Annotated in this window: 7 protein-coding genes; 2 read left to right on the top strand and 5 right to left on the bottom strand. The window is 67.7% G+C overall.

What is annotated here, in order from left to right; translation table 11 throughout:
* From Mterra_RS17425 to Mterra_RS17405, 5 genes are all read right to left on the bottom strand, one after another.
* Window positions 1–581: alpha-amylase family glycosyl hydrolase (locus tag Mterra_RS17425; RefSeq protein ID WP_245971677.1), on the bottom strand; the 581-nt coding region annotated here is incomplete at its 3' end.
* A 70-nt stretch (window positions 582–651) separates the two neighbouring features.
* Window positions 652–2,025 carry a sugar ABC transporter permease gene (locus Mterra_RS17420; protein ID WP_119316311.1) on the bottom strand — a complete coding sequence of 458 codons (1,374 nt, stop codon included), beginning with the start codon at window positions 2,023–2,025 and terminating at the stop codon, window positions 652–654.
* Window positions 2,025–3,380 (bottom strand): ABC transporter permease subunit, encoded by a 1,356-nt coding sequence (locus Mterra_RS17415; RefSeq protein ID WP_119316310.1) that lies wholly within the window; start codon window positions 3,378–3,380, stop codon window positions 2,025–2,027. The genes Mterra_RS17420 and Mterra_RS17415 overlap by 1 nt, the downstream gene beginning before the upstream one ends.
* A gap of 291 nt (window positions 3,381–3,671) precedes the next feature.
* Window positions 3,672–4,865 carry a sugar ABC transporter substrate-binding protein gene (locus Mterra_RS17410; protein ID WP_119316309.1) on the bottom strand — a complete coding sequence of 398 codons (1,194 nt, stop codon included), beginning with the start codon at window positions 4,863–4,865 and terminating at the stop codon, window positions 3,672–3,674.
* Window positions 4,866–5,151: 286 nt separating this feature from the next.
* Entirely contained in the window at window positions 5,152–5,847 is a 696-nt protein-coding gene (locus tag Mterra_RS17405; protein ID WP_119316308.1) for an SDR family oxidoreductase, read from the bottom strand.
* A gap of 174 nt (window positions 5,848–6,021) precedes the next feature.
* On the opposite strand from Mterra_RS17405, the gene Mterra_RS17400 reads away from it, so the two are divergent.
* Complete coding sequence (locus tag Mterra_RS17400) at window positions 6,022–6,207, top strand: hypothetical protein (protein ID WP_119316307.1); 186 nt, start codon at window positions 6,022–6,024, stop codon at window positions 6,205–6,207.
* A 2-nt stretch (window positions 6,208–6,209) separates the two neighbouring features.
* Window positions 6,210–6,860: a phosphoribosyltransferase gene (locus tag Mterra_RS17395; RefSeq protein WP_119316306.1), complete on the top strand. Its 651-nt coding sequence runs from the start codon at window positions 6,210–6,212 to the stop codon at window positions 6,858–6,860.
* Window positions 6,861–6,956 lie beyond the last annotated feature (96 nt).

Raw genomic sequence — 6,956 nt, 5'->3', positions numbered from 1 at the left:
TGGGAGGAGGGGGAGGGGAGGATGGGGGTGAGGTAGAGCGCCTCCACGCCCAGGTCCTGCAGGTAGTCGAGCTCCTGGCGGATGCCCTCGAGGTCGCCCCCGTAGTGCTGGTGCGCCCCGAACTTCGGCTCCACCGGCTCGTCCCAGCCCTTCTTGACCACCGGCCGCCCCTCGTAGACCCAGCCGGCGGCCTTGGCGTCGTTGGCGGGGTCGCCGTTCTTGAAGCGGTCGGGGAAGATCTGGTAGAACACCGCCCCCACCGCCCACTCCGGCACGCTGGGCTGGGCCAGCAGGTGGAAGAAGCGGTCGTAGCGCGGCATCGCCCCGTGCAAGCCGCCGCTGGTGACGTAGCGCTTCTCGCGGGTGAGGTAGAAGCAATAGCGCAGCGGCGAGTTGTACACCGGCAGGGTGACCTCGAGCCCCCCCTCCACCGCCTTCAGCGGCCTGCGCTCGATCTCGCCGTAGTGCTCGAGGATCAGATACCCTTCCTTGGCCGTAGTGCGCAGGCGCAGGGTGACTTCCTCCCCCAGCTCCGGGGTGAGGGGATCGACGCAAAAAGGTTCCCAGTCGTGATAATGCATTTGCACCTCGCGTTTTGTTGCGCATCGCCGATGGCTGATAGCCGTCAGCCATCGCCTATCGACTATCGACCTATTCCTTCACACTCCCTGCCGTGTACCCCGACACGAAGTACCGCTGGAAGCCGTAGAAGGTGAGCAGGATGGGGATGCTGCCCAGCACCGCGGCGGCGGCGAAGAGGCCCCACTTGGTCTGGAACTGGCCCGTCGTGAAGTTGCGCAGGCCCATGCCCACGGTCCAACTGTCCGAGCCGGTGAGCAGCAGGTTGGCGAGGATGAACTCGGAGTAGGTGCCCACGAACTGCAGCAGGAAGATGAAGACGAACATGGGGGCCGACAGGGGCAGGAGCACCTTGGTGAAGGCCTGCCACTTGGTCGCCCCGTCGATGAGGGCGGCTTCCTCGAGGCTCTTGGAGATGGACTCGAGGAAGCCCTTGTACACCCAGGTCCCGAAGCTCACGATGCCGCCGGAGTAGGCCAGCACCAGCCCCGCGAAGTTGAGGATGGGGTAGCGCGGGTCGAGAAGGCCCAGGTTCGACATCAGGGTGTAGATGGCGATGAGGCCCAGGAAGCCGGGGAACATCTGCACGAAGATGAACACCAAGAGCATGGGGTAGCGCCCGGGGAAGTTGAAGCGGGCGAAGGCGTAGCCGGCGGTGGCGGTCAGCAGCACCGCCAGCACTCCCGTGAGCCCCGAGACGAAGAGGGTGTTGCGGATCCACAGCAGGAACTTGGCCTCGGTGTTGGGGCTCGTGAACTGCTCGGGCGAGAGGAGGACGATGAGGAGGAAGAAAGCCACCGCGAAGGTGACGAGGGCGCGGCTTTGCAGCGGGGCCAGCGGCCCGCCCTCCTTGGCGTCCCCCTTCAGCCGGCGGTACCCGGCGATCCCCAGCGCGCCCAGCAGGGCCGCCCCCGACACCAGCAGCAGCACCCACTGGTAGGCGTAGATCACCACCCCGTCGAAGAGCTTGAGGTAGTTGTCGAAGTTGGCCTGGGCGAAGTCGGGGATGACGCGGGCGCGGATCAGCAGGTTGTCGCTCTGCGGCGCGCTGAAGCGGTAGAGGCTGTTGGTGGGGTCGAAGGAGGCCGCCACGATCTGCAGGATGGGGTAGTAGGCGAAGAAAAGCATCATCCACATGAACGTGTGGACCAGGCCCTGACCGAAGAGCGGCCAGGGGCTGCGCTTGCGCCCGGAGCGCCGGTTGGAGAGGGCCGTGACCGCCAGGCTGTACAGCAGGATCAGGGCCACCACCGCCAGCAGTCCTCCCACCACGTAGACCCAGCCGTTCTCCACCCGCACGAAGCCGAAGGGGGTGTTGGGCTGGATGCGCTCGAGCAGCCCCAACCCGCCCGGCACCCCGGGCAGGTTCATGCCCCCGACGTAGCCGAAGACCACCCACGCGGCGATGCCCGCCGTCACCAACCAGGCCAGCACCCTACCGATCATCAGCGCACCTCCCGCAAGGCCCCGGTGACCCGGAAGTTAACCAGGCTGATGGCGACGGTGATCAGGAAGATGATCACCGAGATGGCCCCGCCCAGCCCGTAGGCCTGCCCGCCGTCGGCCTGGAAGGCCGTCTTGTAGGCCCAGGTGATCAGGATGTCCCCCGCCTGCGCGGTCGAGGGCCGCCCCTCGACGCCGGGCTGGGTCCCCATGAGGTAGATCAGGCCGAAGTTGTTGAAGTTGAAGGCGAAGGAGCCCAGCAGCAGCGGGATGAAGGGCTGGCGCAGCAGGGGCAGCGTGATGCCGGTGAGGGTCTGCCAGCCCGTGGCCCCGTCGATCTTGGCCGCCTCGTACACGTCCTCGGAGATGGTCGAAAGCGCGCCCAGCGTGGCGGTCATCCAGTAGGGGAAGCCCAGCCACAGGCTGATCAGCAGCGCCGACATCTTGAACCACTCGGGGTCGGTGAGCCAGGGGATGGGGTAGGAGCCCAGCAGCCCCAGAAAGCGGTTGACGGGCCCGAACTGCACGTTGAGCATGGCCGAGAAGACCTGCACGCTGATGACCACCGGCATGGCCCAGGAGATGATCAGCGCCGTGCGGTAGAAGCCGCGCAGCTTGAGGTTCTTGTTGTTGAGCATCAGCCCGATGACCAGGCCCAGCAGCGCGCTGACGAAGACCGTGGACGAGGCGAAGACCAGGTTCCACACGAACACCGGCCACAAGACGGTGCCCGCCTGGCTGAAGATCCGCACGAAGTTCTCGAAGCCGATGAAGGAGTAGGCGTTGACCCGGTAGGCCAGCGTGGGCGTGAAGGCAGGGGCCCGCGTCAGCTCGACGGTGCTGCCCTCGGCCCGCACCACCGTGGCCCGGGCGCGCTGGGTGTCGCTGGTGACCTCGAGCTGCACCCCCGCGCAGCCGGGCTCGTCGCAGCGCAGCGCGTCGGCGGCGGGCTGCGCCAGCACCAGCCGACTCCCCTCCACCCGCACGACCTGCGTCTCGGTCGAGCGGTCGGCCTTGCCGTTGTTGCGGATGCCGTTGTAGTTGGTGAAGCCGAAGTAGACGGTGAGGATGATGGGGTAGAAGGTGAACGCCAGCAGGAAGGTGATGGCCGGCAGCAGGTAGTACCAGTCGGTGATGAAGGGGAAGCGCCGCGCCACGAGGATGAGCAGCGGGACCAGCGGGACTACCGCGAAGACCAGCACCAGATAGCCGGGGTAGGGGTTGTCGATGGGCCGGGGGAAGGCGGCTTGCAGGCCCCAGAACACCAGCAGGCCGGCCACGAAGGAGAGCACCATCGCTCCGCCCAGCAGCCCGATGGATATGAGAAAGCCGCGCACGCCCGGAGGGGATTGATACATAGCTGCCTCCTGTAACTGCTACGCCTTGCCGTTGTGCGCCTCGAGCCTACCCTTTACCCAAAGCCTTTGCCACAAGGGCCCCCGAGGCGCGTCGAGGGGGAAGACGGAAAACCTGTACCGCGGTCCGCGCGAGCGCACGACCGCTCGAGCCCATAGGATGCTCCCGTTTTGCTGGGTCTGATAAGGAAGCCCCGCCTTCTGCTTCGGCAGCAAGAGGCGGGGCTTGTTCAGCACTACCGATCGGGGCGGTTGAAGCGAAGCCCGAGCACGGCGGCTTCAACCTTCAGGGGCTTACCGGCTGCCGATCCCCTTGCGGATCTCGGCCACCATGTCCTCGACGATCTTGTTGACGTTGGTGTCGGGCTTCTGGATGGCCTGGCTGATGGCGTTGCCCCAGGGGCCCCACACCTTGCCCATCTCGGGGATGTTGGGCATGGGCGAGCCGCTGGCGATCACGGGGGAGAACCCGGCCACCACGGGGTCGTTCTTGAGCTTCGCCACCGCGGCCTTGGACACCGGGATGCGGCCGCCGGCCTGGTTGAAGGCGATCTGGCTGTTCTCGGTGATGAGCAGCTTGGCGAAGTTGGCGGCGGCGGTCTTGTTGCGGGAGTAGGCGTTCATCGCCACGCCCTGCACGCCCACGAAGGGCTTCCAGGCCGAGCCGCCGGGAGGGGCGGGGAAGGAGGCGACGCCGAAGTCGATCTTGGCCTTCTTGTAGTCGCCGATGGCCCAGGGGCCGTTGATGATCATCGCCAGCGAGCCGTCCTTGAAGGCGCCGTCGGCCACGCCGTAGTCCACGCCCTCGGGGACGAGCTTGTACTTGTAGCGCAGGTCCTTGATGAAGCCGATGGCCTTCTGGCCGGCCTCGCCGCCCAGGCGCAGGTCGGCGGCGTTGAGGCTGCCGCCGCTACGGGCGAAGACCGAGCCGCCGAAGGCGGTGAAGAAGCCGTAGTTGAAGTAGGGGTCGCCGATGTTGTAGAGGAAGCCGAAGGTGTTGCCCTTGGTGTTCTCCTGGGCGATCTTGAGGAACTCGTCCCAGGTGCGGGGCGGGGTCTTGACGTACTTCTTGTTGTAGATCAGCGCCACCGACTCGGCGAACATGGGCAGCGCGAAAAGCTGGTTGCGGTAGGTCAGGGCGTCCACGGCGACATCGTTGAGGCCCTGCACGTAGCTGGCGGTGGTGTACTTGCCCATGGGCTCGAGCACGCCCGCCGCGGCCATCGCGCCCACCCAGTCGTGCGGGATGCTCACGATCAGGTCGGCGGCCTGGCCCTGCGGGGCGCCGAGGATAAATTTGTTCTGGATGTCCCCGAACGGCACCTCGACCACTTCGACCTTGGTGCCGCTGCCTTTCTCGAACGCAGCAGCCGTCTTCTTCAACCACTCGAGCTCGGGGCCGCCGTAGTGCGTCCACACCGTCAGCTTCCCCTGAGCCATTGCCAGGCCCATGACGACGCCCAGCGCGACAAGCCAGCCTTTCCTCATACTTCCTCCTCAGTACAGACGCGGAGCATGGGAACGCTTCCACGGCGTTTCCAAAATTTCCTTGACGCGTCACCGCAAATCTTACACGCCCCACCATGAGACGTAAAGAGGGACAAAGTACCCACCGCATTGCGCCGGCTTTGGCCTGACGCCCGGCAACGCGGGGCGCCGCATACCGGATTCAAAAAGGTGATCCTCAAACCCAAAACCCAGGGGCTATCTTTTTGAATCCTCGAGCACTCCCTCCGGCCCTTTCAGCGCGGCACCGGGCCGACCGGATCGGGTATTACTTGCGCGGCGGCCGGGAGGGGCGCAGCTCGAGCTGCCCCGGCATGAAGCGGGGGTTGCTCTGCAGCACGTACAGCACGGCCTCGGCCACGTCCTCGGGCTGGATCTTCCACTCGGCCTCGGCGCGGTTGCCGCCGAAGGCGGTGTTGACCGAGCCCGGCAGCACCGTGCTCACCCGGATGCCCAGGTAGCGCAGGTCCTGCATGGCCGCCTCGGAGAAGCCGATCAGGCCGAACTTGCTCGCGTTGTAGGCGCTGCCGCCCGCGAAGGCGTTCTTGCCCGCCAGCGAGCCGATGTTGACGACGTGGCCGCCGCCCCGCCGCTGCATGGCCGGCACGGCGGCCCGCGTCGCCAGGAAGGGCCCGGTGAGGTTGGTCTCGAGCACCCTCCGCCACTCCTCGAGGCTCAGCTCGTGCACGGGCTTGAAGACGCCCACGCCCGCGTTGTTGACGAGGTAGTCCAGCCCGCCGAAGCGCTCCTCGAGCCGGGCCACGGCCTGCTCGAGGTCGGCTGGCCGGGTGACGTCGCCCGGCAGCGCCAGCGCCCCCTCCCCGAGCTCGGCGGCGGCGGCCTCGAGCCTATCCCGGCTGCGGGCCAGCATCCCCACGCGCACCCCCCGCGCCACGAGCTGCCGCGCGATCTCCTTGCCGATGCCCTCCGAAGCCCCGGTGACGAGTGCGACCTTGCCGTTCATGGTTGAATCCTATCGCACTCTTCGCCCGCCTCGCTCCCGGGCGCTACCGGCGGGCGCAGGCTCCGTGCCGCGGGGCCGGGCACCGGCCGCCGGCGGCTGCTCGGGGCCTGTAGGACAAAAGAATCTTGAAGCCCTTCCCCCGCTCCGCTAGCCTGAAAGCCAGAGGAGGAGGGCATGAAAGGCGTGCGCGGGGTTCGCATCGGGCCCAACTTCACCATCTTCCTGTTTTTCTTCGCGGTGGCGCTGCTCGAGGCCTTGAAGGAGCACCACTGGCTGACGGCGCTGTTCTGGCTGGCCTGCGGGCTGATGTTCTTGTGGGCGGACTCGAGGAACGGCGGCCTCAAGCCCCCCCAGGCCTGAGCATGCGGCGGGAGCGCTTCGCGGACCGCCACGAGGCCGGACGGGAGCTGGCCGGGGCGCTGAGCCGGTACGCCCGCCGCCCCGACGTGTGGGTGCTCGGGCTCCCGCGGGGCGGGGTGCCGGTGGCCTACGAGGTGGCGCACGCCCTGGGCGTGCCGCTGGACGTGCTGATCGTGCGCAAGCTGGGGGCTCCCCGGCACGAGGAACTGGCCGTGGGGGCCATCGGGCCCGGCGGGGTGCGGGTGCTGAACCGGGAACTGGTGCGGCACCTGGGGGTGGGGCCGGAGGAGCTCGAGCCCATCGAGCGCAAGGAACGGGCCGAGCTCGAGCGCCGCCAGCAGGCCTACCGCGGCGCGCGCCCCTTCCCCGACCTCGCCGGCAAGACCGTGATCCTGGTGGACGACGGCCTGGCGACCGGGGCCACGATGCGGGCGGCGGCCCTGGCGGTGCGGGCGATGCGCCCCGCACGGGTCGTGGTGGCCGTGCCGGTAGCCCCCCCTGACACCTGCGAGGCCCTGCTCGAGGTCGCTGACGAGGTGGTGGTCCTGCTCCAGCCCGAGCCCTTTCAGGCGGTGGGCCTGTGGTACGAGCACTTCCCCCAGACCTCCGACGAGGAGGTGCAGGACCTCCTGCGCCGCTATGGGAAAGGTTAGAAGCCCCCGGCGGAGAGCGGTAAGCCGTCAGCCGTCAGCGAAAAACAAGGCCTCGTGGTAGTCCCACCCCAACCCTCCCCGCGCGCGGGGAGGGTT

It is taken from the genome of Calidithermus terrae (assembly GCF_003574345.1).
Lineage (GTDB): Bacteria > Deinococcota > Deinococci > Deinococcales > Thermaceae > Calidithermus > Calidithermus chliarophilus.
This window is presented reverse-complemented; position numbering and strand designations above follow the sequence as displayed.